Genomic DNA, 26363 nt, shown 5'->3' with positions numbered 1-26363 from the left:
TATTGCGAAAGATAAAAGCGGTGTTGATTGGTGCAGGTGATCGTGGAGCAAGGGCATATGCCCCGTATGCGAAAAACTTTCCCCATGAACTGGAGTTTGTTGCGGTGGCGGAGAAGGATCCTGTTAAAAGAGCAGAAATCGCTTCTTCACATCAAATTGAAGTGGCATCCTGTTTTTCCTCGTGGGAAGTGTTGTTAAGTGAAAATATGGATGCAGAAGTGGCTTTTATTTGTACTTTGGATCGGCAGCATTTTTATCCGACGATGAAGGCGTTAGAAAAAGGGTATCATGTATTGTTAGAAAAGCCGATGTCTCCAAATGCTGAAGAATGTGTGCAGATGACTGAGCAGGCGAAGAAGTATCAACGGCTTCTTTCCATCTGCCACGTGCTGCGATATACCGATTTTTGGTCAAGGATTAAGCAGATCATCCACAATGGTACGATTGGTGATATTGCTTCCATTCAGTTAAATGAAAATGTAGAAATTATGCATATGTCGCACAGTTTTGTGAGGGGAAATTGGAATAATAGTGACACATCAAGCCCGATGATTCTGCAAAAATCCTGCCATGATATGGATATTATCATGTATTTGATGGACGAATCATGTAAGCGAGTTAGTTCTTTTGGTTCTCTCCTGTATTTTCATGAAGGGAATAAACCGGAAGGAGCCCCGCTTCGTTGTTTGGACGGATGTCCAGTAGAATACCAATGTCCATTTCATGCCGGGAAGTATTACTTAGGAGAAGGAAGAAATTGGGCCAAGAAATTTACAACCGATCATACACGTGAGGGCATTATTCATGCATTGGAAACGACATCATATGGTAAATGTGTCTATCAATCAAATAATAATGTGGTTGATCATCAAGTCGTTAATTTAGAATTTGCTAACGGTGCAACAGCAACATTCAGTATGTCTGCGTTCACTAGGGAGCAGACTAGAATCGTACAGATTATGGGAACAAAAGGAGAAATCAGAGGAAAAATGGATGAAAATCAGATTTCTGTTTATGATTTCTTAACAAAACAAGAAACAGTCATCCATCTCCCTAATCCGAACAGTGGCCACGCTGGCGGTGATGAAGGAGTAGTAAGGGAGTTCTTACAAGAGGTTCGCCAGTTTAATGGAAAGGAAAGTACAAGTAAATCATCGGCAGTATTATCTTTGGAAAGTCATTTAATAGCCTTTGCAGCAGAGGCTTCACGCCTCGAAAAAGGAAAAGTGATTGAGATGGATTATTTTCATCAGAAGCATCGAACCCAAGCAGCAATTGATTAATTATGGGAGGAAGCCTCATATGGCTTATAAAAGGCAGTTATTCTGCCTTTTTTCTATGACTTAAACAGACGATACTGTTAGAAAAATGGTAAAATAATGATAGATTTGAAGTAAGTAGTCTAGGAGTGATGGTGTGGCAACAATCAAAGACATCGCGAATCAAGCTGGAGTTTCTCCTGCAACGGTTTCTCGTGTACTTAATTATGATGCAAGTTTATCCGTATCAGATGAAACAAAAAAGAAAATATTCGAAGCGGCTGAAGATTTATCTTATCGGAAAAAGGCAACAAAGCGGAATAGTAGTAAGCAAATTGCAATCGTTCATTGGTATACAGAAAAAGAGGAATTAAGTGACTTGTATTATTTATCCATACGATTAGGAATAGAAGAACGATGTAAAGCACTAAATATTCAATCCGATGTATATTTCCTTGATAACATAGATGAAATATCCAATGAAGAGGTAGACGGGATTATTGCCGTAGGAAAATTCAGTGCAACCCAAGTAAATGAATTAACCACTGTGAGCCCTCATGTGGTTTTTGTAGATGATAGCCCTGATGAAGATAAATATGATGCGATTATCATTGATTTTGAGAAAGCAACCAAAACGGTTATTGATTATTTCTTGAATACAGGTCATGAATCCATTGGGCTTATTGGTGGTAGAGAACAATTAAAAGGGGAGGAGGTAGCACGTACGGACCTACGAGAGAAAACATTTATAACGTATATGAAAGAAAAGGCCATGTTCGATTGTAACTATATCTTTGTTAGTTCTTTTTCTGTTGATGAAGGATACCGCCTGATGAAGCAAGCCATTAACCAATTAGGAGATCATTTGCCTACCGCCTTTTTTGCTAGCAGTGATGTGATGGCAATTGGCAGCTTACGAGCATTGCATGAGGCAAATATTGCTGTTCCTGAACGGGTAAGTGTTATTGGATTGAACGATATGTCTGTCGCGAAATATGTGTTTCCCTCCTTAAGTACTGTTAAAGTATATACAGAAGTGATGGGAGAAACGGCAGTAGATACATTAATGGAACGGTTAGAAGGCAGGAAAATTGCAAAGAAGATCTTTATTTCTACGAAACTAGTTATAAGAAAAAGCGTGCGTTAGTTCCTGATTTTTTCATTCCTCCTTTTAAGGCAATAAACTCCTTTTATTGGTTGGGACCTTTACATATGCATTGAACTGCTATATACTAAAATGAACTGGTAATAACCACTTTTGGAAGGAGGATATCGCTCTAATTGGATAAGTTAAGCAAGGTACCTTTATACTTACAATTGATGGAAAACCTTATCAAACAAATAGATGAGCAAACATATCAAGAGCATGAGAAATTGCCATCAGAACGCGAACTATGCGCTATGTATAATTTGAGTAGGATCACTGTTAGGCAAGCACTGCAAGAGTTAGAGAGAGAGGGCTATATTTATAAATTACATGGTAAAGGGACATTTGTTTCTGCATCCACGTTCAATCAACATCTAGTAAAGCTTTATAGCTTTACTGAAGAGATGAGAAAGCTAGGAAAAACACCTTCAACACGCGTTTTGTCCTTTAAAGAAATTGCGGTTGAAGATCGCTTAGCTGAAAAAATGAATGTACAACCCCTCGATGAAGTATATCAAGTGGTTCGCTTACGATTAGCAGATGATGAAGCTTTAATGTATGAGACATCCTATTTGCCAAAGAAAATTTTTCCTTATTTAACCAAGGAACAATTGATGAGGGCACCAATGTATGATGTGTTTTCTAGGGATTATCAGGTTGTTGTTACCCGTGCATTAGAGAAGTTTTCGGCAACGAGTTTACGAGAAACAGAGGCTGGATACTTAGAAGTAACTGCTCAACAGCCAGCAATGTTAATCAGGAGATTCGCCTATCATAATGAGCAGTTAATTGAATATACTGTAAGTGTAGCAAGAGGAGATAAATTTGATTACACAGTGGAATTGACGTAAAACAAACTCTATTAGGAAGCCATTCCATTCTTAATAGGGTTTTCAATTATCAATACTGGTTATGACAACATAACCAGTTGAGGAGGAAATAAGATGTTTAAGCTATCAGAAAAAGAATTAGCAGATGAAATGGCTGGATTTACAGCCCGTGAGATTTCTCAACAGCCAAATGTTTGGAAAGAAGCAGTAGAAAACGTATTCCAATGGAAGGATGACATTCATGCATTTCTTTCAGCTATTTACACGAAGCATGCTCGATTAAGGGTTGTCTTTACTGGTGCAGGTACTTCAGCGTTTGCGGGTGATATACTCGCGCCAGTATTACAAAAAGAGAATCAAGCGAACATACAATTTGAAGCGATTGCAACAACAGATATGGTATCTAATCCTGCCGATTATCTATTTGAGGAAATACCTACTATTCTAGTTTCTTTCGGAAGATCCGGAAATAGTCCTGAGAGTGTAGCTGCAGTCAATTTGGCTAGCAATATCATTAAGGATTTCTATCAAGTTATTATCACTTGTAATCCAGATGGGGAGTTAACAGAGAATGCAAGGCATGATGAAAATAGCCTTATTCTACAGACACCAGAACAAGCACATGATCAAGGCTTTGCGATGACAAGTAGTTTTACAAGTATGATGATCGTTGGTTATGGGGCATTCACCACGAGTCCTTTTACTGGAAATTCAGTTACAAAAATCATTGCGTATGCAGAAAGATTGATCAGCACTTTAGCAGATATCGTTGATGAAATTATTCATATGAATATGGAGCGAATTGTATATTTGGGATCTGGGATATTAAGTCAATTATCGCATGAGGCAGCTTTGAAAATGCTAGAGTTATCGGCGGGTAAAGTTGTTGCCGTACATGAATCCTCCTTAGGGTTCCGTCATGGACCTAAATCAATCTTAAATGATCAGACACTCGTTGTTCTATTCATGTCTCAAGATCCATATACCAGACAGTATGATTTGGATATATTAAAGGAATTGTCACAGGAGAACAGCAAGGTGGTCGTACTAACGGAAAGTAAAGATTCAGAAGTAGTGGAGCTGGCAGATTGGGCCCTTTCAGTCAATGGAGAGGGAGAGTCACTTGGAAATGACTTTTATTTGGCCTTTCTTTATATCATCTTCGCTCAAATCCTTGCTTTGAAGAAGTCGATCCAACTTGGAATTACACCGGACAATCCAAGTCCTGATGGAAAAGTGAATCGAGTGGTTAAGGGGGTTACTATTTATGAGTACCGCAACATTTAGGGACTATGGGCAGTCTCTAAATAACTAATTATGATAGCACTTACATGTTAGAAGAATTAAAAGAAAGGATGAATCATATGACAGGACCAAATATATTATTAACACGAATTGATAATCGATTAATACATGGGCAGGTAGGCGTAACATGGGTAAATCACTTAGGGGCAAATTTAGTCGTTGTAGCGAATGATAAAGCTGCTGGAGATGAGGTTCAGCAAAGTCTAATGGATATGGTACTTCCAGATGTCATACAAGCACGATATTTTTCATTACAAAAAACAATCGATGTTATTCATAAAGCATCGCCTAAACAGAAAATATTCTTGGTTGTTAAAGATGTTCATGATGCTCTGTCATTAAAAGAAGGTGGCGTTCCCTTGGAACAAATCAATGTGGGTAATATGCATTATGAAGAAGGGAAAAAGCAAATATCTTCTACTGTCTCTGTAGATGAAGCTGATATAAGTGCATTTAAAAAACTCGAACAATTAGGAGTAAGTATGGACTTACGGGGAGTTCCGAATGAAAAAGGCCAAAATATCATGGATCTTCTTTAATTGAAGTGTTGCCTACAAATCTATGTTTAAAAGGAGGAGTGAAGGATGTTACTGGAGGCTATTTTAATAGCTTTATGGGCAGGGATTATTGGAATAGATTTATATAATGGTTTGACACATATTCATCGTCCAGTTGTCACTGGTCTGGTTGTTGGTTTGATTCTTGGAGATGTTACTACAGGATTAATCGTCGGCGGTACATTAGAACTAATTTGGATGGGGATGGTCCCGCTTGCTGGGGCGCAACCTCCTAATGTCGTTATTGGTGGAGTTATTGGAACCGCATTCGGGATTATAGCTGGGCAAGATCCGAATGTTGCTGTTGGTGTAGCCATCCCATTTGCTGTTGCTGTACAGGGATTGATTACATTATTCTTCACCGTTTTTGCACCAGTCATGCATAAGGCCGATCAATTTGCGTTGGAGGCAAATGGAAAAGGGATTGAAAGAATTAATTATCTTGGACTAGTAATCTTGTTTATTTTTAATGCAGTTATTGCCTTTTTGCCTATTTACTTTGGTGCTGAAAAAGCGGCTGCTTTTGTAGAAACCGTTCCACAATGGATTATTGATGGATTATCAGTTGCAGGAGGAATCATGCCAGCAATAGGTTTTGCAATGCTGCTAAGGATTATGATGAAGGTCGAATATATCATGTTCTTTATTGTTGGGTTCATTCTTGCTGCCTATCTTGAGCTCCCAATATTAGCGATTGCTTTAATTGGTTTAGCCATCGCATTGTACGACTATTATCAAAACAAACATAAGCAAGGCCCTACACCTGAAGAGGGGGAGATAACGGATGGCATCTAATCATTATCAATACGAGGATACAACTTCTGCACAGGACTTACCGCCCAAACAAATACGAAGTCTTGCATGGAGGTCGTTATTGTTACAAGCCTCATTTAATTACGAGCGAATGCAAGCCGCTGGATGGCTATACTCTATTTTGCCTGGACTGAGGGTTATTCATAAGAATAAAAAAGATTTAAGCAAATCAATGAAGGATCATTTGGAATTCTTCAACACACATCCTTTTCTCGTAACGTTTATTATGGGAATTATTCTAGCTATGGAGCAAAAGAAAGAGGATAGGGAAGCAATACGTGGCATTAAAGTAGCAACAATGGGACCCTTAGGTGGTATTGGTGATGCTTTGTTTTATTTAACATTATTGCCAATTACAGCAAGTATAGGTGCCTCTTTGGCAGTGGAGGGCAATATTCTCGGACCGTTTATCTTTTTGATCATGTTTAATATTATTCATTTCGGAGTTCGATTCGGATTAATGCGTTACGGTTATCGTACCGGGGTTAAGGCAATTGGCAAGTTAAAGGAAGGCACGAAACATGTTTCACGGGCCGCCTCAATCGTTGGGTTAACAGTAGTAGGTGGGCTGATTGCCACCTATGTAACTTTTAAAATTGATTATACATGGAAACAAGGAGAGTCTGAATTAAATTTTCAAACGGACATCTTAGACCAGATCATGCCAGCTATGCTTCCTTTAATATATACCCTGCTTATTTATTGGTTATTAAAAAAAGGCCGTTCGCCAATTTTGTTAATAGGAATAACCGTAATAGTAGGCTTGATTGGATCTTATTTTGGAATTATGTAGTAAGAAAAGCGCAGAGCGCCTGTTTAAAAATTTAGAAATTGGAGCGGCGTACCTGAGATAAAGGATCTCGATAAGCGTTAGCAAATCGATGATGATTTATCGTAAGACACGACGTGAAATCTCCTAGTATTTGGCGCTCGTAGCTAGACACAATTTTCTCATCAGAAGCGTTTTATCCAACCATCAAATTTAATACTTTCTTCACTTAGGACAAAAGCGCAACGAATCGTTCCGTACATTAAAATGAAATTGTAAGAAAAAGGAAGGTGAATGACATGATTGGTATTGTTCTAACAGGCCATGGGAAATACCCTACTGGTTTGTACCAATCCGTTAAACTAATTGCTGGAGAAGTAGAGAGTCTGGAGGTTGTCCCTTTTGTGCAAGATCAAGACAAGTTAAAAGACTCATTGCTTAAGGCAATTGAAAAAGTAGATGAAGGAGACGGTGTTGTTTGTTTTGCAGATTTAGCTGGAGGCACCCCATTTAATGTAAGCTCGCAATTAGCAATAACAAGGGAATACATGCATGTAATTGGTGGAACAAATCCTCCGATGCTGCTTAGTGCTTTGTTTCAAAGAGAACTTCCAGTCAAAGCATTTGTCTCGAACGTTATACAAGAGGGGAAAGTGAGTATAAAAGCCTTTGAATTCAAAGAACGAACAGGAAATCATTCAGAGGGTATTTAGCATTTTGACCAAATAAAATACGGAGGTATAAAATTATGACCTGCTTGCAAAATACAAAAGAAATGCTAGAAAATGCAAGGAAAGAAGGCTATGCTGTTCCAGCTTTTAATATTCATAATCTCGAAACGATTCAAACCGTCGTAGAAGCTGCGGCTGAACAACGATCACCGGTTATATTGGCGGCTACTCCTGGGACGATGAACTATGCAGGGCGTGCTTATATTCAAGCAATAGCAGAAGTGGCTGCAAAGCAACATGAGATCCCTATTGCATTGCATCTGGATCATCATGAAACCTATGAATCGATTACAGCATCACTTGAACTCGGTACGAAATCCGTGATGATTGATGGATCTAAACAAACGTTTGATGAAAACATTGCTATATCAAAATTAGTTGCCGATAAAGCGCATACGTATAACGCTACGGTAGAAGCAGAGTTGGGGAAATTAGTGGGGCAAGAAGATGATATGGTCGTTGCAGCAAAAGATGCGGCATACACAGATCCAGATACTGTTGTTGAATTTGTGGAACGGACCGGGGTAGATTCCTTAGCTGTTGCAATTGGGACAGGACATGGTTTATACGAAACAGAACCTCATTTAGATTTTGATAGATTAACAAAAATCAAGAATCTAATATCGATACCGATTGTACTGCATGGGGCATCAGGGATATCGAAGCAAGATGTACAAAAATGTATTTCGCTTGGATGTGCAAAGGTCAATATTTCAACAGAGTTGAAAATCCCGTTTTCTCAAGGGTTAAGAGAGCATTTGATTAATTATCCAGATGAAACAGACCCACGTAAGTACATGGCACCTGCAAAAGCAAAAATGAAAGATGCAGTTGTCGAAAAAATAGCCATATGTATGAGTGCTGGGAAAGCATAACAGATGTATGGAGGAGGTGGTATCGATGATTCTTACGGTTACGTTAAATCCTTCGGTAGATATGCAGTACCAATTATCAGCGTTACAAGTAAATGATGTGAATCGGGCTGCCCATGTGTCTAAGACTGCTGGTGGCAAAGGGCTTAATGTCACCAGAGTTATTGATCAATTACAAGAGCAAGTCACAGCAACTGGTTTTCTAGGTGGAAGATTAGGAGAGTTTATAGTAGATGAATTATCGCAGCAACAGATTGCTCATGATTTTGTATCCATTCAAGGAGAGACAAGAAACTGCATCGCTGTTTTACATAATGGCAAACAGACAGAGATCCTAGAGAATGGCCCAATCATTACCAAGGGTGAATCAGAGCAATTTCTTCAAAAGCTGCAGAATTTATTGGGGAAAGTTACTAGATTGACGATTTCAGGCAGCCTTCCAAAAGGTTTAACGGTATCCTTTTATCAACAAATTATTAGCTTGGCAAATCAACAAAAGGTTCCTGTTTTTTTAGATACGAAGGCATCGCTATTGATGGAAATTGTAAAAGGTGATGCGAAGCCATATTTAATTAAACCAAATCAGCAGGAATTTGCCGAGGCGATGGAAATGACCTCAAACAGCGTGGAAGCCATTGTTGACATTTTATCTCATCGAACCCATCTTTCTGATATCCCTTGGGTAGTCGTAACACTAGGAAAAGATGGAGCTGTTATAAAACATGAAGCAGTTATTTATCGGGCATCTATTCCTAATATCCATGCTAAAAATCCAGTTGGTTCTGGGGATAGTGTCTTGGCTGGTTTTGCCGTTGGTCATCAGCGGCAATTATCAGCAGTGGAACTAATTCAATTTGGTTTAACAATGGGTGTCTTAAATGCATTGCAAGCCCAGACAGGTCAGATTGACCCAGAAGCCATACCTGATTACCTATCGCAAATTCATGTTCGCAAATTGTTGAAATAGAATCGCTAATCCGTCTTAATTGACGGGTTAGCGGTATTTTTTTGCCCGAAATTCTATGGGGAACTTCAAATTTCTTTGCTACATCAGTTTTAGAAAATTTTATTATTATCTTTATTTCGTGTTATATAGGAATAGGAATAAAGAGAGATACAAGCTGTTTGTGTCGATCCCAATATCGTACATTCGTCGTTCAAACATTTATGATGAAAGCGCGTACATTATCGTGGTATTGGCTGATACAATGAATGTGAAAGAGGGGAAATCATGAAACTTGATGATCGGAGTAACACGATCTTTGAAGCATTATTAAATAATCCTAGCATGAATAGCAAAGAGGTTGCACATACGTATAAGCTGACGAGAAGACAATTAGGTTACAGGATTCAAAAGATCAATCAATGGCTGGATAATCAAGGTCTCCCGCCAATTAAACGTACAAGGCAAGGTTACTTTATTCTAGATCAGAATGTTTATACAGCCTTGCTTCATGATCAGGAGGGAGCGAAGCCAAACCGGATTCTCTCCGAATCAGAACGTGTGTACATGATTGTGTTTATGCTTATCAGTAATAATGACTTATCGCTCTACCATTTTTCAAGTGAATTACAAGTAAGTAAAAATACTGTCCTAAATGATATAAAGAAAGCACAGCAATTGGTTGAACCATTTCAATTAACCATTCGCTATAGTCGGAAGTATGGTTACCTATTAGAAGGCAATGAATTCTATACTCGAAAACTACTCATTCACATAACAACGGTCATACTTGATATGAACGATGGAGAGAAGCTTGTACGGCATTTGGCTCATATGCAAGCAGGAGCGGTAACAGAGACTATAAAACGAATCGAGAATATAGAAAAGAAGCTTAATCTGAAATTTACGGATGAGAAGCTAGCATCGATGCCTTATATCTTATTACTTGTTTTATACCGAATTAACAAGGGACATGTGATTGATTCTTTCTATATTACTTACGATGAGCTCTCAAATACGAAAGAATATCTGGCGACAGAAGAAATTCTTTTTGATCACCCCCATATTCCTATGGTAGAGCGGCTGTTTATTACCTTGCATTTATTAACGATAAATGTGTACTGGTCTGAGTTATTGATGGAAGATACGATTCCTGATTTATATGAAGCACTTGATGAAATGGTGACGCGTTTTGAGAAGAAATCTGTAGTTGTCATTCAAGACCGTGTGCAATTACTGCAAAAGCTATTATTACATGTCAAACCAGCGTATTACAGAATTAAATACGAACTAACGGAAATCAATCATGTACAGCACGGATTAAGCAAGGAATTTTCTGTGCTTCATCACCTAGTAGAACAGGCAATCGAACCGTTAGCGTTTTTAATTGGCAAGGATATTCCCGAAAGTGAAACGGTCTATTTAACGATGTTAATTGGTGGTTGGTTAACGAAGCAGGGGGACAGTATTCAGAAGAAAATCAAAGCCATTGTTGTTTGTCCAAATGGTGTATCGGTATCAAGGCTGATGTATCGTGATTTGAAAGATTTATTTCCTGAATTTGTATTCTTAGATTCATTATCTGTACGAGAATTCAAGGTTTATCCGTATGATTATGATCTTGTGTTCTCGCCAATCCCTTTAGAAACAAATAAAAAGCTTTTTACGGTGAGTAGTGTCTTGCATCGTGATGAAAAAATTCGCTTAAAGAAACAGGTGTCATTAGAATTACATGGCTATTTTCCTTCGAAAATCGAAATGGATGAAATGCTGCAGATTATTAAAGAACATACGACAATTCATGATAAACAACAATTAGCAAAGCGATTATATCGTTATATGCATCGTGATGAGGCAGAATCCATTTATACGGAAGAACCTCCTTCTTCCATGATGGTGCTAAGTGATTTTTTGCCATTAGATCATATTCGAATGGTGCATACAGTTACTTCCTGGAATGAAGCAGTTAAATTGACAGCAAAACCTTTACTTGTAAATAACAAGATTGCTAGATCTTATTTGGAAGCAATGTTGAATCAAAAAGAACAGGATCCTTATATTGTCATTGGGAATCATCTTGCTATCCCACATGCAGCACCTGAGGACGGTGTTAGGGAGACATCAATGAGCCTGCTGCATATAAAGGAAGGTGTTGATTATGGAAAGGAGTATCGTATTCACATTATGGTTGTAATTGCTGCGATGGATAAACAAAAACATTTAAAAGCATTACTGCAGTTAATGAGGCTTGCTCAATCGAAGGATGCAATGAAAACATTGATGCAAATAGAATCAAAAGACAAAATGAAGCAATTGATTCAAGATTACTCATTTGAATAACAACAGGGACTGAGGTGCAGATATGACAGAGCTATATTATGATCAATCAATTATTCAAGTAGACCTTGATGTGACAAGTAATCAAGAAGCACTTGAGAACATGGCAGCAACGATGGCAGAAAAAGGATTTGTCACGGAGTCATTTAAAGATGCGCTAATTAACCGGGAAGCAGCGTTTCCAACAGGCTTACCAACTCAAGGCGTATCTGTGGCAATACCGCATACCGATATCGAGCATGTCATTAAAAAATCAATTAGTGTCGCAATTTTAAAGAAACCAGTTGAATTTGGCATAATGGGAGATTTGGATTCGACGACTCCTGTAAAAATTATCTTCTTGCTAGCTATGGATGAAACCCACGCGCAGCTTGTCCTATTACAACAGCTGATGCAGGTCTTTCAAAATGAAGAACAATTAACGTATTTAGCTAATCAGAAAGATAAACAAAATATAAAACGATTCCTAGAAGAAGAACTAGGGTTCACGCTTAAAGGAGGTGAATAACATGGCAGATAAGAGAAAAGTATTGGTGGCATGTGGTGCAGGGATTGCTACATCAACGGTAGTCAATAGTGCAATTGAAGAAATGGCAAAAGAAAATAATTTAAATATTGAATTAGTTCAAATAAAAATTGCTGAAGTAGGTTCATATGTAGACACCGCCGATTTGCTAGTAACGACAGCAATGACGAAGAAAGAATATCCTTTTCCTGTAATCAATGCACGTTCTTTCCTAACTGGAATTGGTGTAGAGGATACAAAGAAACAAATTTTAGAAGAACTAAAAAAATAAGTGAAGGGGCATCTCGTAAGGAGAGATGCACCTCTTCAAAGGGATAAGGGGGAGGAATTATGCAGGGGGTTGTTGATTTTATTCAAGCCTTCTTAGACTTAGGAGCTACCGTTATTTTACCAGTTGCGATTTTTCTATTAGGTCTGTTATTTGGGCAAAAACCGGGAAAAGCATTTCGATCAGGATTAACGATAGGTGTCGCATTTGTTGGTATATTCTTAGTTGTTGATTTATTGGTAAATAATTTAGGGCCTGCAGCACAAGGAATGGTTGATCGATTAGGTGTTGAATTAAATGTCATTGATGTAGGATGGCCGGCAACTTCTTCGATAGCATGGGCCTCGGTTGTGGCGGCTTTCATCATCCCATTGGGATTAATTGTAAACGTTATCATGTTGGTGAGCAAAACAACCAAAACAATGAATGTTGATATTTGGAATTTCTGGCATTATACCTTTATGGCAGCGATGGTGTATGCCATTTCTGATAGCATTATTCAAGGACTGATTGCGGCAGTTATCTTCCAAATCGTTTGTTTGAAGGTCGCTGATTGGACAGCTCCTATGGTTAGTGAATTTTACGAGCTACCGGGAGTTTCTTTAGCAACAGGGTCTACAATTTCTTATGCACCAGGAATATGGTTAGTTAAAGGATTACAGAAGATACCCGGATTGAAAAATTGGAATGCGGATCCTGAAACGATACAAAAAAGGTTCGGAATATTCGGAGAATCAATCTTTATCGGCTTGTTTTTAGGGGCGGCAATTGGTGCCCTAGCTGGTTATAGTGTTGGTGAAATCATTGAGATTGGTATGGCCATGGCAGCAGTTATGGTACTAATGCCTCGTATGGTAAAAATTTTGATGGAGGGACTAATGCCTGTTTCGGAATCAGCAAGAGAATGGTTAAACAAACGATTTGGTGATCGTGAAATTTATATTGGACTGGATGCTGCTGTAGCATTAGGACATCCTGCTGTTATTTCTACTGCACTGATCCTTGTTCCCATTACTGTCGTTTTAGCTGTTATTTTACCAGGAAATGCTGTATTACCTTTCGGTGACTTAGCTACCATTCCATTTATAGTAGCCTTTATTGTCGGTGCTGCCCGAGGGAATATTGTGCATTCCGTTATTGCTGGTACAGTGATGATTGCTATCTCTCTTTATATTGCAACAGACGTTGCACCGATCTTTACACAAATGGCTGAGAATGCGGACTTCGATATGCCTGAAGGCTCTGCGAGAATCTCGAGTATCGACCAAGGTGGAAACTTGATTAATTGGATTATCTTTAAAATTTTCTCTTTGTTTAATTAAGTCGTAAGGGCCGTCATTTCAATTCTTTTAGAATATATAGGGGGATCATCATGCAAGCACTTATAAAAACAGCTTTAGGATTCGGTAATCTGGTTGTGCAAGAGAAGGAAGAGCCGAACCCAAATCCAGGGCAGGTAAAAATCAAAGTTCACTATGCAGGGATTTGTGGTTCAGATATCCATACGTATGAAGGACATTACAAAGTAGCTTCTCCAGTTACGTTAGGTCATGAATTCTCTGGTGAAATTGTAGAAGTAGCTGATGATGTGACAAATTTCAAAGTTGGAGATCGTGTCACTTCAGAAACAACATTTTATATTTGTGGAGAATGTAATTACTGTCAGACTGGGAATTACAACTTATGTAATCACCGCAAAGGATTAGGTACGCAACAAGATGGAGCATTTACCTCATATGTGATTGCACGTGCAGAAAGTCTCCACCTGATACCGGAGCTTGTCAGCTATCAAGCTGCTGCTATGACAGAACCATTGGCTTGTACACACCACGCTGTCAATAAAGCAGAAATAAACCAAGGGGATATTGTGGTGGTGATTGGCCCTGGTCCAATTGGTTTATTAACCGCACAGGTAGCCAAAAGTCGTGGCGCAACGGTAATAATTACGGGATTAACGAATGACAAGATTCGTTTAAATAAGGCAAAGGAAATCGGCATTGACTATGCAGTAGATTCACAAAAACAAGATTTAAAAACGCTCGTCCATTCATTAACAGCTGGATACGGAGCAAATGTGGTATTGGAATGTTCTGGATCTGTAGCTGCTGCTAAGCAAGGGATGGATTTGTTAAGAAAACAAGGTCAATTTGTTCAGGTGGGGATATTCAGTGAACCAGCTATCTCTTTTGATATGGAAAAAATTATCCAAAAAGAGATACACATGGTGGGAAGCAGAAGTCAAAAACCGGCAGATTGGGAGCCATCTCTGGCACTGATGAGCAATGGCGAGGTGCAAGCAGAAGCATTGGTAACCCATCAGTACAAAATTACCGAGTGGGAACAGGCTTATCAAGCAATAAAAAGCGGCGAAGCAATTAAGGTGTTACTTGTTCCCCACCTATTAGACAGCTACGAGGGAGGGAAAATCGATGGTCGAACCATTACTTGATTTTATGTTAGGGCCAATGCGAGGAATCACATCCATCTATGTGGAATATCAAGTCATTTTTAATACATTGGTAGTCGGATTTGGGATATATTCAATATTCTTTTCACGAAAAAAACAAACAGCCAATGAAGCAGGTGATTAGATGAAAGCTTTGAAACTATATGCAAAAAGAGATATACGATATGAAGAGGAAGAGACTCCGAGAATTGAACAGAACAATGAAGTTATCATCAAGGTGAAGGCGGTTGGAATCTGTGGATCCGATTTATCCAGATATAAGAAGTTAGGGCCGTATGTGGAAGGGATGGTCTTTGGGCATGAATTTGCAGGAGAAGTTGTAGAAACGGGTTCTGCGGTAGAGGAAATACAAGTGGGTGACCGAGTCTCTGGATGCCCGACTTACTGTTGTGGGAAATGTATGTATTGTCAAAAAGGAGAATTAGCAAGGTGTAAGAAGTTAATCGTTATTGGGGCTAAACATCCTGGAGCATACGCAGAATATGTGAAGTTACCTGAAGCGAATGTAATACCTATACCAGACGGTGTTGACTTTGATACGGCTGCAATGATTGAGCCTTCTGCGGTTGTGGCTCATGGTTTTTATCGAACGTCGCTTCAGCCGGGGCAAGATGTTGCTATTATGGGATGTGGCAATATTGGATTATTAGCGATTCAATGGGCCAAAGTGTTTGGTGCAAGACATATATATGCGATTGATATTGATGAACAGAAGTTAGCGACAGCCAAACAGCTTGGTGCAGATTATATCATTCATTCAAGAGAAGTGCCAGCCTATCAACAGCTCCGCAAGGTAACCGATGGACTAGGTGCTGATATAGCTATCGAAGCAGCTGGTTCACCAGTTACTTCTGCCCAAATTTTCTCCCTCGTTAAAAAAGGCGGTGAAGTTGTCTTTATGGGTATTCCATATGCGGATGTAATGATCGAACGATTTTATTTTGAACATATTGTTCGTAATGAATTAACTGTTTTAGGTTCTTGGAATGCCATTTCATCGCCATATCCAGGTAAGGAGTGGGAAATGGCGATGAACTTTATGAAAAATGGACAATTAAACGTCAAGCCAATTATTTCTCATCGAATTCCTTTAATAGATGGACCATCGATATTTGAAACTATCATTCAGCAACAAGGGTCATTTGGAAAGGTACTATTTTATCCAGAACGTGTTCAATAGAAAGACGAAATTAGAACTGGCATTAAGATTATGTAAAAGTAGATGTGGCAGGGATGCAACTAAAATAGCTAACCCAAAAGTGAAATGATAAAATAGGGATGAACTAAATGCTAATACGAAGTATTTTGACGGAGCGATGGTAGAACCTGTTTTTATAACTAACCCGAACGGATTCGAGTTGAATCGTTCGGATTATTATAGGAATAAGATACTGTTGTCTCAGCCTCGCCTATTTGTTTATTCCTTATGGGGAAGAGGAGCTGTTTCTGAAATTAGTTTCTTTTGCTGTAATTCTTCCCAGAATGGATCAGGTATCTCCATTACGACTTCAATCGCAGTGGTAGTAATCCCCATGATTTAATAACTCCTTCTTCTTTAAGCGAGTCAATGTACCAAACGCACCTTTACGTGCCTCATCAAACTTCGTAATCTATTCGTTTCCTAGAAAGTCTGGAAACCTCCCAAAAAACATTTCCTAGTAAAAATTACCCAATACCAATGTAAATAAAACATTTTTAGGTATCCCAGCGTACAATTTTTACAACATAGGCATATGCTGATAATGACAATTCTTAGATAGAAAGGAAGGCGTGTATATGTTTTATATGGCCCAATTTGATAAGCAAATAAATACTACAATGCCAGATTCAGTAAGAAATTCTCATGATCCATTGCAGTACTTATGTAATTCCATCCACCAGGATATAAAACGAGAAGGGAAAATGATTGCAATCTGTCAAAAACTAGCTGATGAAGCATCTTCAGAGGAAGAGCGGATGAACTATTTGCAAATTATTCAAAGAAAACTAGTACTGTTGGACAACTCAGCTATGATATATCGAAACCTAACAGGAGGGGAACCGGACTATGAGGAAGATATTCGAGTTGCGGATGGCCAAGAAGGTGTACAGCAACTTCAGTTACTAGAACAAGAGAGTTATCAATCTTATCAGAAAGGGTACATGTTGACACAAGATCCATATGTGCGTGACGCCTTCTTACGAGCCTATTATGGTGCAGAATCAGCACAACTCACCTCTAAACAATCACCTCAGGATACGGCAACGCGTATCTCCGATCAAGGAGGAGATCCATTTGTTGTAGCTATTGAGCAAGCCACAGAACAAAATAATACTTTTCGGACAGCGATATGGACTGGAGATCATTTGCAAGTAACGTTAATGAGTATTGATGTTGGTGAAGATATTGGGTTAGAAATTCACCCTGACACAGATCAATTTTTACGTTTGGAGCAGGGAAATGGGTATGTACAGATGGGGAAAAGCAGAGACAATTTAGATTTTAACCGATATGTAGAAGAGGATGATGCGATAATGGTACCAGCAGGTACCTGGCATAATATCACAAATACCGGTGATGAACCTTTGAAACTATACTCTATTTATACTCCGCCAGAACATCCATTTGGAACGGTTCACCAAACAAAAGCGGATGCCTTGGCAGATGGAGAATACTAATTCGACTAGCCTCCGGTTCAAAGGAAGTTTTTTACCACTTCATATAAAAATATACTTGTCATAATTATCAAACTATGGGATGGTTTACGTATAGGTTGATACTTGCTCAAAAAAAATCCAAGCAAGAACATCTGTCTCTGCTTGGATTCATATACATTACAAGAAAGGGGGAGTTATAAGGATACTAGTAGTATACCCAGTTATCAGCTTTTTAAACCAATACCATGGAAAAAGGAGAGAAAAAATGGGAAAAGTTGCCCTGCAATTGTATACAGTTCGCGAATTAGCTAATGAGAATTTATTAGGGTTATTAGAAAGAATTGCGGAGCTAGGTTATCAAGGCGTCCAATTTGCTGGGTTCCATGATCATAGCGCAGAAACGGTACATAAACAATTACAAGCATTAGGTTTAACACCTGCAGGTGCCCATGTACCGATAGAACTGTTACAAAGCCAGTTGGATGAAGTGTTGCGTTTCCATACCAAACTAGATAATTCATTGTTAATTTGCCCGTTTTTACCCGAATCGATGAGGAAATCAAAAGAGGATTATTTGCGGACAGCTGACCAATTTAATGAGATTGGTGAGAAGCTTACACGAGAAGGTTTTGCTTTTGGTTACCATAACCATGCATTTGAGTTTGAACGTTTTGATGAAACATCTGGATTTGAACTGCTGTTTGAGCATACAGATTCTAGCAATGTGAAGATGGAGCTCGATTGTTATTGGGCAGCCTATGCTGGAAGTGACCCCGATCGATTAATACAGAAATATCAAGACAGATGTATTTCACTTCATGTTAAAGACGGAAAGCAGGAAGATGGAGAAATGATTTCTACGGAGATTGGCAATGGCACATTAGATATTCCAAAACTAATTACATCTGGTAAAGAACATGATGTGAATTGGTTCATCGTTGAGCAGGAACATTTCACTGGAGATCCATTAATTAGCGCGAAAGAAAATGTAAGCGCATTAAAACAGCTGATATAACGAAAAGATCGGGCAAGTAATGTGCCCGATCTTTAAATTATAATAATGGAACAATAATGCCGGCGATTAGTAGAATAAGTGCTCCACCTAAACGAGATGATATTTGAGCAAACGGCATTAATTCCATTCGCTTGGAAGCGGACAATACGGCCACATCACCCGTTCCTCCCATATTAGCCATACATAAACCTGCCGTGATTGCAGATTCGATTGGGTGGAAGCCAACTAATTTTCCGAGCATTGCCGCTCCTAATGCTGCACCAACAACGACACTGGCAACCAATAAAATATATTCGATCGTCAGTGCATCAATAACAGCATTCAAATCCGTATAAGCAATCCCTATCCCAATTAATAAGGCGAGCGTCCAGTTTTTTGCAACGAATTGATACCACTGATTTGCCCCATTTTCAACAATTTCAGGTAACCATCCTGCTAATTTAAAAATAGCTACTAAAATAATCATGAGGGCATATGGGTGTAGTGGGATAAAGTTTCCTAAAATTTGGCCAAGCACATAAAATACGAGAGCTGCAACCATACCTACACCCATGATACTTACATTATACGTAACCTTTTTATTTTCTACATGGAAGCCTTCCATCAATTGGCCATTTCCTGATAGCTTAGGAAACTTATTACCGATCATATTTAAGATACCTGCAAGAATAATAGCCAGGACATTACCTAGTGCTAATGCTGGTACAAGGATTGAAATATAATAGGATGGATCATTACCAAGAATTTCGGAATATACTTGAGACATTGGAACAGCACCAGCTCCCATACCTCCACCCATAATTGGCATGGCAATAACTAAAATGGCATCTTTAAATCCAAATCCAATAATCAGACCTACAATACCCGCTAGTATCATTGATACAATTACAGCAGCTAATAAAGGTAAAGCAAATTTAGCGCCAGCTTTTTTTAATGTGTTGGAATTCATTCCTAAGATACTACCTGTTATTAAGGCAGCAATATAGAAATTAAGAAAACCACCGGATTTCATGAATTCCGTTATACTGGTAATGGTTTCTTGGGGCATGATATCTGCGTATACGAAAAAAGCAGCACCAAATATAGCTACAATAGCACCTCCACCTAAAAAGCTTCGGAGGATAGGGGTATTATCGCCAATCCAGCCAAACAGTTCTCCCAGTACCATCATAATGAGTAAACTACCGATCATTCCAGCAGGTAAATTCCCTGTATACATAGCTGCTAAAGCGATAATTGTAATTAATGCAAACCAAATAACCGGGATATTAAAGATACTTATGCGCTGAAATAACCTTGTTTTTGATACTGTTTCCGGCTCAATTGATTGTTGTTGGGGTGTCGTCATGATTTGCCTCCTAGTTATGAATATACTTTCTTTTAGTTGTTCGCTTTGCTTTCGTTATCAGGTGCTTAATTATTTGTTCTATCTCATTCAAAGTACCTTGAGCGTGCACAATTGCACGTTTTCATACTTCCTAATTTTGAATGCCTACAAATACCGTATGAAACCTGTATCAATTCTCCATAAGTTAAAACGCTTACAATAATTAGTACAAATCTTCATTACAATGAATATATTCTATATACATGAAAAGCTGTTAGGTATTTTATATGTGTAAGAGCCTAAAGAACCATAGGGATAAGTTATGTATGATCGAAGAATCATAATCTTCGATACATTCCTTTATCTGAAAGCCGCATTTCCTTAGTATATGAAGAAAGAATTTAGTAGTTTCTTTGATCCAAGTTGTGCCCCCCTTCCTTCCTAACCTACGTATGAAGGGTTAAAACGTTTTTGAAGGATTCGTAGCCTAGACATATCGTAACGCTAACTAACTTTCGTATTTGCACATTCTATTTTTATTACTCTAGCACCTGATCCAGCTATTTGTCGAGAGACAAAAGGCATAGCTACGCTTGATCTAATAGATTAAGCGTAGCTATGCTGAAGGCAACAAGTAGGTTATATTCTATTTATTTTCCTACTTACGGTTCTTTTGGAATTTTTTCATCTTAGATTGGTATAGTACTTTTAGTCCAAGGTAAAATTGAATAATTAAGGAATTTTTGGTTATTTTCCTTTATAATAATACTAAATAGGTATGCCATATTTACTTATCAAGAGTTATTCCAAGAGTCATCCCCATATGCAGCAGGAGAGGCTCTTGTATTTTGAGGAAAAACAACTTAAGCCATATACTTTATTTTGGGTCCAATGTTGAGCAATATGTATTGCAACCCAAACAATAATTCGGTTTATGAGTATATAAGTAATTAGCATATTGACAATTAATTAGCAAAACAGTAAGATTTATTGTAATCGATTACAATTAGAGGTGTGAGGAGCATGGCAACTATACAAGAAGTAGCGAAAAAAGCAGGGGTATCTGTAGCCACAGTTTCTAGAGTACTTAATAATTCCCATACTGTAAAAGAAACAACAAGATTTAAAGTTGAGCAAGCGATTGGAGCGTTAAATTACGCGCCCAGTGTTTTAGGACGGAATTTACGAAATTCAGAAAGCCGACTACTTCTTGTGTTAATACCGAGTATTTCGAACCCGTTTTATACGGAGATTATTAATGGGATAGAAGATACTGCTATTCATGAAGGCTATAATATCATGCTTTGTGAAACGGATTCGAATCCTCAAAGAGAAGCGATTTATTTTAATCTTGTTCGTAATCGCATGGCCGATGGCATTATTCTAATGGATCCAACTATTAATCGAAATAATGTATTGCAATTGGCAGAAACACACCCAATTGTACAATGCAGTGAATTTGATAAGGAAGGGCATATATCCTATGTTTCGATTAATAATGAATTAGCTGCTTATCAAGCGGTGAAGCACTTAATTAAAATTGGAAAGAGGAAAATTGCATTCATTAATTCCGATGAAAAATTTTTATATGCACGTGAGCGGAAAGCTGGTTATGAAAAGGCATTTAATGAGTACGATATGTCTGTAGAAGCGAAATGGATGTATAATATCCAAAAGCTTAATTTTGAAAGTGGGCAACAAGCAATGCGGACACTTCTTAACCAAGCCGATCGCCCTGATGCAGTTTTTGCTGTGTCTGATGTTCTTGCCATTGGTGCATTAAAAGAAATTCACGCTAGTGGGTTGAATGTGCCTAATGACATAGCGGTGATCGGCTTTGACAAAATTAGCTTTTCTAACATGACCTACCCGACGCTGACAACGGTATCGCAGCCGATGTACCGGATGGGATGTATTTCAGCGACAATGATTATTAAGAAGATAAGAGGAGAAAAGGTAGAAAGTATGCTTCTTGAACATGAATTAATTATTCGTGAATCAACATAAGGGGGGAATATCATGTATTCATTAACCAACCAAATTGCGATTGTTACTGGTGTCAGTCATGGCAATGGAATAGGTGCGGCAATTTGCCGTCAACTTGCAGCGGCAGGTAGTTCGATCTTTTTTACCCATTTTCGGGCAGAGGCTAGTTGGCCAACGTTTTTTCAAGAAGAAATTAGGAGACGTGGGGTTGAATGTAATTATTTGGGCATCGATTTGTCCCACACACAAGCACATAGGGAAATAATGACGACGGCGGTAGATCAAATGGGAGTTCCTACTATTCTCGTAAATAATGCGGCCCATTCTACAAGGGATGGCTACCAAATTCTTGATGCAGAAATAATAGATAAACATTATCAAGTCAATATGCGTCACACAATGTTATTAAGTGCTGCCTTCGCACGTCAATTAGAACAAACAAATGTTGATCATGGACGGATTATCCATTTAACATCTGGTCAGGCGCAAGGACCAATGGTCAATGAGTTAGCATACGGTGCAACAAAAGGAGCTATATCGGCATTTACTTTGTCATTATCAGCTGAACTTGCCCCACTTGGAATTACCGTAAACGCGGTTAATCCTGGACCAACAGATACTGGCTGGATGACGGAGGAGCTAAAACAAGAACTTCACCCCAAGTTTCTATCAGGAAGAATCGGTGAACCAGACGATGCGGCAAAATTAGTATCTTTTCTTGCAAGCGATCAAGCAGGCTGGATAACCGGTCAAGTTATTCATTCAGAAGGGGGATTTCTAAGACAATAGGGTAAGGGCATTATTTTGAAAAGTATTATCGATTTCATTCAATTTCTCGGCCATGATAAAAGAGGCATGCATTATTGATACATCTAGAGTGGGATAAAAAAGTTATTGACAACAGGGGAATAAGGGTTATAATAAAACCATAATGTAATCGATTTCATTTTTTCTAATATTAAATAAAGTTATTGTGGTGAAATCGATAAAAACCAAGGGGGATTTCCATTGAAGTTATCTAAATACTTGCTTCCTATTCTACTATTGATTGGCTTGGCATTTGTACTAATTGCTTGTAGTGACTCTTCATCCGAAGACGAAACTGCTGATCAAAATGGTTCCGGATCAGGTGATGAAGAGGAAGTTACTATCGTTTATGCCCGTGGAGTAGATACAACACCAGCGACAGAAGCACTTATTAAGGCATTTGAAGAGAAGCACCCAAATATTAACGTGAAAGAACAAGAAATGCCGGCAGATACCGGTCAATCGCATGACCAGTATGTAACCGCTTTCAGTTCGCAAAGTACAGAAATTGACGTTTTTAATGCAGATGTGATTTGGCCAGCAGAGTTTGCGCAAGCGAATTATGCTTTAGAGCTCGATCGTTTCATTGAAAAAGATGGAATCAATATGGAGGATTACTTCCCTGGTACAGTTCAGGCGGGTAAATTCGATGGAAAACAATGGGCTATGCCACAATATACCGATGCCGGAATCCTCTACTACCGAACAGATATCGTCGATGAGCCGCCGAAAACATGGGATGATCTTATTGAACAAGCAAATAACCTTAAAGGCGAAAAAGGGACAGAATTTGGTTATTTGATGCAAGCTGCACAGTATGAAGGATTAATTACAAATGCGATTGAGTTTATCGCATCGTATGGTGGAGAAGTAGTTAATGAGAATAATGAAGTCGTTGTCGATAGTCCGGAAACCGTTAAAGCTTTGGAAAAAATGAAAGAAGTGGTTGGTTCTGATTTTGTACCACAGAATATTCTTAATTTCCAAGAAATTGAAACGGAGAATGCTTGGATTGAAGGGAAATCCGTTTTTGCTCGTAACTGGCCATACCTAATGTCTTCTTCCAATGATGAAGAACGTTCTGCAATAAGTGGGAATGTAGAGATGACCACGATGCCAGAAGGGGATGCAGGGAGTGCATCAGCATTAGGTGGATGGATGACGATGATTAATCGTTACTCCGAACATCCTGAAGCTGCTTGGGAGTTTGTAAAATTTATATCTGGACCGGAAGGACAAAAGATTTCGGCAGTGGAGGGCGGCCGTGCGCCAACTATTGAAGCATTATATGATGATCCTGAAATACAGCAGTTAAATTCATTATTTGGGAACCCAGATTTCCGAGAAGTATTGCAAACCGCAGTGCCCCGTCCAGTAACACCAATTTATCCAGAAATCTCAGATATTATGCAAATTGAAATCTCTAAAGTCCTAACTGGTGATCAGAATCCACAACAAGCTGCTACCAATATGCAAACGAAAATGGAAGCTGCGATGAACGAATAAGGAAGGTTAATAAGGCAAGGTGGGCATTCCTCATCTTGCCTTTATAAATAGAGATGTAGGAGAAGGAGGGTTACCGTGAAGAGGAAAAAACGCAGCTTTCAATTGAATGAGAAACAACTTGGTTATGCAATGGTTCTGCCTTCATTAATTCTTGTTTTTGTTGTTGTGCTTTGGCCAGTGGCGCAGTCGTTCTGGAATAGTTTATTTGATTATCGATTAAATGATCCGAACCGATCTGAACTAATGTTAAGTGCCAATATTGATTTAGAGAGATACGTAGATAATCATTTTTATATTAATAGTCAATTAGAGGATTTAGCTTCATCTGTAGAAGGGGAAGCAGCAGCAACTATTACCGACATAAAGGAAAAGATAAATGGGTATCATCAAGAATTAGTAGAAGATGAAGAAACCAAGCAGAAAGTGGAAAAAGTCGATGAATTAATTATGAACTATCAGCCGGTCACGGATTCCGATTTGAAATACCAGAAGATTGATAATGGATTCGCAGACGAATATCGTGATGCTTTAATGAGTTATCAAGATAAATTAACAGGCTTAGCCTCCTCTGTCTCAGATGAAACAGTCAGTGAAAATATTAACCAATCTGCGGATTTACTGGGGGCGACTGGAGAAACCATCTTAAAATCGAACTTCATTGGATTAAAAAACTATGGAAAATATCTACAGGACACACGCATGTGGAAATCCTTGTGGAATACAACGTTCTTTACTGTTGTAACAGTTGCATTGGAGCTAGTGCTTGGTGTTTGTATCGCGTTACTTATTAATCGAGCGTTTAAAGGTAGAGGCCTCATTCGTGCTTCAGTATTAATTCCTTGGGCAATCCCAACTGCTGTGGCTGCCATGATGTGGGGTTTTCTCTATGATGGGCAGTCTGGTATCGTAGCTCATTATTTAGCATCTCTAAATCTAATTCCAGGAGAATCCTGGTTATTATCAACGTCTAATGGAGGAATGTTCTCCATTATCTTAGCCGATGTCTGGAAAACAACACCATATATGGCTTTATTGATACTAGCAGGCTTACAGACGATTCCGAGTTCACTCTATGAAGCTTCCGGCGTAGACGGGGCGAATAAGTGGCAACAATTTTGGAAGATCACCTTGCCATTGTTAAAATCTTCTATTCTAGTAGCTTTACTATTTAGAACGCTGGATGCATTCCGTGTATTTGATTTGATTTATGTATTAACTGGTGGTGGACCAGCGAATGCAACGGAATCCATTTCGGTGTACGCGTATAAAACCTTATTTGCTCAACAAAATTTTGGAGAAGGATCTGTGTTGTCGGTTATCGTGTTCTTATGTGTAGCATTAATCAGTTTCATCTATGTGAAATTGATCGGTTCCGATTTATTTGCAGGTCGAACAAAATGAGGAGGGGAGTAGCATGAACAAACGTGGAAAAATTGGTTTTTATATTTTCTTGATTATCTTTGTATTTCTCGTCATGTTCCCATTCATCTGGGTATTCTTGACATCGATTAAACCAGTAAATGAAATCTTTTCTTCGTTTAAATGGTTTACAAGTAATCCATCACTATCCTCCTATGAGGCTGCTTTAACAAATCGACCATTGTTACGATATATGCTCAATAGTTTTGTCGTATCGATCCTGACAACGTTATTAGCACTTGTTTTTGCTTCGTTTACTGCTTATGCGGTAACAAGGCTGCCAATTAAGGGGAAAGGCCTGATTTTAGGAATTGTCTTAGCTGCGTCAATGTTCCCGCAGATTGCGATCATATCGCCAATGTTTAATCTTGTTACAGGTTTAGGTTTACGTAATAGCTACTTAGGTTTAATAATTCCTTATATTACAATCAGTCTTCCACTTGCAATTTGGATTCTATCTACATTTTTCCAAAAGATTCCTTATGAATTGGAGGAGTCAGCGAAATTGGATGGGGCTAGTCCGTTCCAAACATTTCGTAAGATTATCTTCCCGCTGGCAACACCAGGCATTTTTACTACAGGGATTCTTGTATTTATTGCTGCTTGGAATGAGTATCTTTTCGCATTAACGATTAATAGTGAGGATTCGTGGAGAACAGTACCGGTTGGGATTTCAATGTACCAGAGTGAATTCTCTGTTCCATGGGGGGATATTTCTGCTGCAACAGTAATTGTGACGATTCCAATTGTCATTTTAGTACTGATTTTCCAACGAAGAATCGTTTCTGGTTTGACATCTGGCTCTGTGAAAGAATAGGAGTTCGGATTTAATAAAATTAAAC

Annotated in this window: 25 protein-coding genes; 24 read left to right on the top strand and 1 reads right to left on the bottom strand. The window is 38.6% G+C overall.

Annotated elements, in window-relative coordinates; genetic code table 11:
• Positions 1-2: 2 nt before the first annotated feature.
• From M948_RS27740 to M948_RS27655, 19 genes are all read left to right on the top strand, one after another.
• Positions 3-1283: a Gfo/Idh/MocA family protein gene (locus M948_RS27740; RefSeq protein WP_021289677.1), complete on the top strand. Its 1281-nt coding sequence runs from the start codon at positions 3-5 to the stop codon at positions 1281-1283.
• Between the two features lie 133 nt (positions 1284-1416).
• Positions 1417-2406: a LacI family DNA-binding transcriptional regulator gene (locus tag M948_RS27735; protein ID WP_021289676.1), complete on the top strand. Its 990-nt coding sequence runs from the start codon at positions 1417-1419 to the stop codon at positions 2404-2406.
• Positions 2407-2540: 134 nt separating this feature from the next.
• On the top strand, positions 2541-3257 hold the full coding sequence (locus tag M948_RS27730) for a GntR family transcriptional regulator (RefSeq protein WP_021289675.1): 717 nt from the start codon (positions 2541-2543) through the stop codon (positions 3255-3257).
• 93 nt (positions 3258-3350) lie between these two features.
• A complete protein-coding gene (locus M948_RS27725; protein WP_021289674.1) occupies positions 3351-4523 on the top strand; it encodes an SIS domain-containing protein in 1173 nt (390 codons plus the stop codon).
• A gap of 77 nt (positions 4524-4600) precedes the next feature.
• Complete coding sequence (agaV, locus tag M948_RS27720; protein ID WP_021289673.1) at positions 4601-5080, top strand: PTS N-acetylgalactosamine transporter subunit IIB; 480 nt, start codon at positions 4601-4603, stop codon at positions 5078-5080.
• Between the two features lie 45 nt (positions 5081-5125).
• Entirely contained in the window at positions 5126-5893 is a 768-nt protein-coding gene (agaW, locus tag M948_RS27715; RefSeq protein WP_021289672.1) for a PTS N-acetylgalactosamine transporter subunit IIC, read from the top strand.
• On the top strand, positions 5883-6704 hold the full coding sequence (locus M948_RS27710) for a PTS system mannose/fructose/sorbose family transporter subunit IID (protein ID WP_021289671.1): 822 nt from the start codon (positions 5883-5885) through the stop codon (positions 6702-6704). The genes agaW and M948_RS27710 overlap by 11 nt, the downstream gene beginning before the upstream one ends.
• A gap of 275 nt (positions 6705-6979) precedes the next feature.
• Complete coding sequence (locus M948_RS27705) at positions 6980-7393, top strand: PTS sugar transporter subunit IIA (protein ID WP_021289670.1); 414 nt, start codon at positions 6980-6982, stop codon at positions 7391-7393.
• 35 nt (positions 7394-7428) lie between these two features.
• Positions 7429-8286: a tagatose-bisphosphate aldolase subunit GatY gene (gene gatY, locus M948_RS27700; protein WP_021289669.1), complete on the top strand. Its 858-nt coding sequence runs from the start codon at positions 7429-7431 to the stop codon at positions 8284-8286.
• Positions 8287-8311: 25 nt separating this feature from the next.
• A complete protein-coding gene (locus M948_RS27695) occupies positions 8312-9250 on the top strand; it encodes a 1-phosphofructokinase family hexose kinase (RefSeq protein WP_021289668.1) in 939 nt (312 codons plus the stop codon).
• A 264-nt stretch (positions 9251-9514) separates the two neighbouring features.
• Positions 9515-11566, top strand: coding sequence for a BglG family transcription antiterminator (locus M948_RS27690; protein ID WP_021289667.1), 2052 nt, complete (start codon positions 9515-9517; stop codon positions 11564-11566).
• A 22-nt stretch (positions 11567-11588) separates the two neighbouring features.
• Complete coding sequence (locus M948_RS27685; RefSeq protein ID WP_021289666.1) at positions 11589-12071, top strand: PTS sugar transporter subunit IIA; 483 nt, start codon at positions 11589-11591, stop codon at positions 12069-12071.
• 1 nt (position 12072) lies between these two features.
• Complete coding sequence (locus M948_RS27680; protein WP_021289665.1) at positions 12073-12360, top strand: PTS sugar transporter subunit IIB; 288 nt, start codon at positions 12073-12075, stop codon at positions 12358-12360.
• A 59-nt stretch (positions 12361-12419) separates the two neighbouring features.
• Positions 12420-13679 (top strand): galactitol-specific PTS transporter subunit IIC, encoded by a 1260-nt coding sequence (locus tag M948_RS27675; protein ID WP_021289664.1) that lies wholly within the window; start codon positions 12420-12422, stop codon positions 13677-13679.
• A 50-nt stretch (positions 13680-13729) separates the two neighbouring features.
• Positions 13730-14806: a zinc-binding dehydrogenase gene (locus tag M948_RS27670; protein WP_021289663.1), complete on the top strand. Its 1077-nt coding sequence runs from the start codon at positions 13730-13732 to the stop codon at positions 14804-14806.
• Positions 14787-14948, top strand: coding sequence for a hypothetical protein (locus M948_RS43445; RefSeq protein WP_021289662.1), 162 nt, complete (start codon positions 14787-14789; stop codon positions 14946-14948). Before M948_RS27670 ends, M948_RS43445 begins: the two co-directional genes overlap by 20 nt.
• Positions 14949-16004, top strand: a complete 1056-nt coding sequence (locus M948_RS27665) for a galactitol-1-phosphate 5-dehydrogenase (protein ID WP_021289661.1) — start codon at positions 14949-14951, stop codon at positions 16002-16004.
• A 596-nt stretch (positions 16005-16600) separates the two neighbouring features.
• Complete coding sequence (locus M948_RS27660) at positions 16601-17482, top strand: cupin domain-containing protein (protein ID WP_021289659.1); 882 nt, start codon at positions 16601-16603, stop codon at positions 17480-17482.
• A gap of 244 nt (positions 17483-17726) precedes the next feature.
• On the top strand, positions 17727-18476 hold the full coding sequence (locus M948_RS27655; protein WP_021289658.1) for a sugar phosphate isomerase/epimerase family protein: 750 nt from the start codon (positions 17727-17729) through the stop codon (positions 18474-18476).
• Between the two features lie 37 nt (positions 18477-18513).
• Here M948_RS27655 and M948_RS27650 read toward each other — a convergent pair whose 3' ends face one another.
• On the bottom strand, positions 18514-19824 hold the full coding sequence (locus M948_RS27650) for a 2-hydroxycarboxylate transporter family protein (RefSeq protein ID WP_021289657.1): 1311 nt from the start codon (positions 19822-19824) through the stop codon (positions 18514-18516).
• Positions 19825-20826: 1002 nt separating this feature from the next.
• Between M948_RS27650 and M948_RS27645 the strand changes: the two genes are divergently transcribed.
• The 5 genes from M948_RS27645 (at position 20827) to M948_RS27625 (ending at position 26338) form a co-directional block, all read left to right on the top strand.
• Positions 20827-21810, top strand: coding sequence for a LacI family DNA-binding transcriptional regulator (locus tag M948_RS27645; RefSeq protein WP_021289656.1), 984 nt, complete (start codon positions 20827-20829; stop codon positions 21808-21810).
• A gap of 12 nt (positions 21811-21822) precedes the next feature.
• Entirely contained in the window at positions 21823-22578 is a 756-nt protein-coding gene (locus M948_RS27640; RefSeq protein ID WP_021289655.1) for an SDR family oxidoreductase, read from the top strand.
• A gap of 219 nt (positions 22579-22797) precedes the next feature.
• Positions 22798-24102 (top strand): ABC transporter substrate-binding protein, encoded by a 1305-nt coding sequence (locus M948_RS27635; RefSeq protein WP_021289654.1) that lies wholly within the window; start codon positions 22798-22800, stop codon positions 24100-24102.
• Positions 24103-24177: 75 nt separating this feature from the next.
• Positions 24178-25503, top strand: a complete 1326-nt coding sequence (locus M948_RS27630) for a carbohydrate ABC transporter permease (RefSeq protein ID WP_021289653.1) — start codon at positions 24178-24180, stop codon at positions 25501-25503.
• Between the two features lie 13 nt (positions 25504-25516).
• The gene (locus tag M948_RS27625) at positions 25517-26338 is read left to right on the top strand and encodes a carbohydrate ABC transporter permease (protein WP_021289652.1); all 822 of its coding nucleotides are present in this window, start codon (positions 25517-25519) and stop codon (positions 26336-26338) included.
• Positions 26339-26363: the final 25 nt, after the last annotated feature.

The organism is Virgibacillus sp. CM-4, assembly GCF_000445495.1.
Lineage (GTDB): Bacteria > Bacillota > Bacilli > Bacillales > Amphibacillaceae > Virgibacillus > Virgibacillus salexigens.
Note: the sequence above shows the minus strand (reverse complement) of the source record. Positions and strands in the feature narration are given on the sequence as shown.